The following is a 2,327-nucleotide window of genomic DNA, read 5'->3' on the forward strand; positions in this document are numbered from 1 at the left end:
GAGCATCGGCGCCTCGTCGCGCTCGCCCTCGCCGATCACCACGGTGCCGTCGATGGCGAGCGCGTTGAGCGCGCGCCGCATGGCGTCGACCGCCGCCTGGTCGGCCTTCTTCTCGTCGCCGCGGCCCATCAGGCGCGAGGCCGAGAGCGCCGCCGCCTCCGTCACGCGGACCACTTCCAGCGCGAGGTTGCGCTCCATGGTGCCGGACTTGCCGTTCGTCATCCTTTCCTCCCTCACAGATCCTCGATGCGGATGGTTCGCGGCGGCTCCAGGACCGTCCCCAGGGCGGCCACCCGCGCCAATGCCCGGCGCATCCGCGCCTCTTCCGTCTCGTGCGTCGTCAGCACCACCGGCACCGCCTCGCCCGGCGCCCGGCCGCGCTGCAGCATGCTCTCCATCGACACGTCCTCGTCGCGCAGCGCCGCCGTGACGTCGGCGATGACGCCCGGCCGGTCGACGACCATCAGCCGGATGTAGTAGCAGCCGCGATGGCGCTCCATCGGCGCCGGGTTCGCGGGGTCGAGCAGCGCTGCGGGCCGCCCGAAGGTCGGAACCGAACGGCGGCGGGCGATGTCGACGAGGTCGGCCACGACCGCCGACGCCGTCGGCCCGGCGCCGGCGCCGCGCCCTTCCATGACCACCCGCCCGACGAAGTCGCCCTCGGCGACCACGGCGTTGAACACGCCCTCGACGTTGGCGATCGGCGTCGCCACCGGGACCATGCAGGGATGGACGCGCTGCTCGATGCCGTGTGCCGTCCGCCGGGCGATGCCGAGCAGCTTGATGCGGAAGCCGAGTTCGTCGGCATAGGCGATGTCGAGCGCCGAGACGTGGCGGATGCCCTCGACATGGACGCCGGCGAAATCGACCTCGGTCCCGAAGGCGGTCGCGGTCAGCACCGCCAGCTTGTGCGCGGTGTCGATGCCGTCGATGTCGAAGCTGGGATCGGCCTCGGCATAGCCGAGCCGCTGGGCCTCGGCCAGCACCTCGGCGAACTCGCGCTGCTCGCGCCGCATGGTGGTGAGGATGTAGTTGCAGGTCCCGTTGAGGATGCCGTAGACGCGGTCGAGCGCGTTCGCGGCCAGCCCCTCGCGCAGCCCCTTGACGATCGGGATGCCGCCGGCGACGGCGGCCTCGAAGGCGATCGGCACGCCCGCCGCCTCGGCGCGGCGCGCCAGGGCGGTGCCGTGGACGGCGAGGAGCGCCTTGTTGGCGGTCACCACCGGCTTGCCGGCCGCGATCGCCGCCTCGACCAGCGTCCGGGCGATGCCCTCGGCACCGCCGACGAGCTCGACGACGACGTCGACCTCGGGATCGGCGGCGAGCGCGCTCGCGTCCTGGTACCAGCGGACGCCGGCGAGGTCGACGCCGCGGTCGCGCCGACGGTCGCGGGCCGACACGGCGGTGACCACGAGACGCCGGCCGGCGCGCTCGGCGATCCGGTCGGCATGGGTGGCGAGGAGCCGCAGCGTGCCGGCACCCACGGTGCCGAGCCCGGCGACGCCGACGCGCAGGATCTCGCTCATGGCCGAACCCCGATCATCTCGGGGCGGCCGGGCTTGGGACAAGGGTGGACATGGGCGTCGCTCGTTTCGGCGTCAGGGCGTGTCGGCATCGGGCGTGTCGGCATCCGGGCGATCAACATAGGGTGAGTCGGGGGGACGGAGGACGGCCGGCCGGGCGCAGCCAGCCGCGCCGGCCGGCCGTCCCGGACCGTCAATTGTCGAGATAGGCGTCGACGCGCCGGACGTCCCGCCCGGTCCCCGAAGGTGCGGTCGAAACCGCGATGTCGCCCTCGGGCACGCCGAGGCGGACCAGTTCGCGCTGCGCGGCCTGGCCGCGCTCCGTGGCGGCCGCCGCGGCGGCCAGCATGGCGTCGCCGGCGACCGCGGCGCCGCCACGCGGCGTCAGCGCGACGAGCCGGATCCGGCCGCCACGCTCGCGGTGCAGCTTCTCGACCGCCGCCAGCGCCTCCCGCGCCTCGCCCGAGAGGGTGGCGCCGGTCTCCGGGAACTCGAGCTGGGCGACGAGGCGGCTGGTTCCGGCCCCGGCCGCGACGCGCGGCGGCGGCGCCGCCGGGACGGCGGCCAGCGCCGGCGGGGGCGGCGGCGCCGCTCCCAGGGCATCGGGCCGCATGCGGTCGCCGGCGGCGGGGTCGGTCGCGATCGGCGGCGGCACCGGAATGGTGGCGGCCTCCGGCGCTCGGGGCAGCGATCCCGCCGGGGGCGGCGCGGCCGGTGCCGCGGCCGGCGGCGGCGGCAGGTTCGAGCGCGCCGGCGGCGCGGCCGCCTGGAGCGGCACGCCCGATCCGGGCGGCGGGGTCGGCG

2 protein-coding genes and 1 pseudogene are annotated in these 2,327 nt (G+C 76.0%); all 3 read right to left on the bottom strand.

Annotation, left to right across the window (positions count from 1 at the left end; genetic code table 11):
- A partial coding sequence (locus ACE3Q3_RS23980) for a fructose-bisphosphatase class II (protein ID WP_374450323.1) occupies nucleotides 1–198 on the bottom strand: 198 nt, incomplete at its 3' end.
- A 35-nt stretch (nucleotides 199–233) separates the two neighbouring features.
- Nucleotides 234–1,526 carry a homoserine dehydrogenase gene (locus ACE3Q3_RS23985; protein ID WP_374450321.1) on the bottom strand — a complete coding sequence of 431 codons (1,293 nt, stop codon included), beginning with the start codon at nucleotides 1,524–1,526 and terminating at the stop codon, nucleotides 234–236.
- Nucleotides 1,527–1,716: 190 nt separating this feature from the next.
- A pseudogene (locus tag ACE3Q3_RS23990) lies at nucleotides 1,717–2,327 on the bottom strand (hypothetical protein); the annotation flags it as partial.

Origin of the sequence: Allostella sp., from assembly GCF_041913585.1 — a bacterium.
GTDB lineage: Bacteria > Pseudomonadota > Alphaproteobacteria > ATCC43930 > Allostellaceae > Allostella.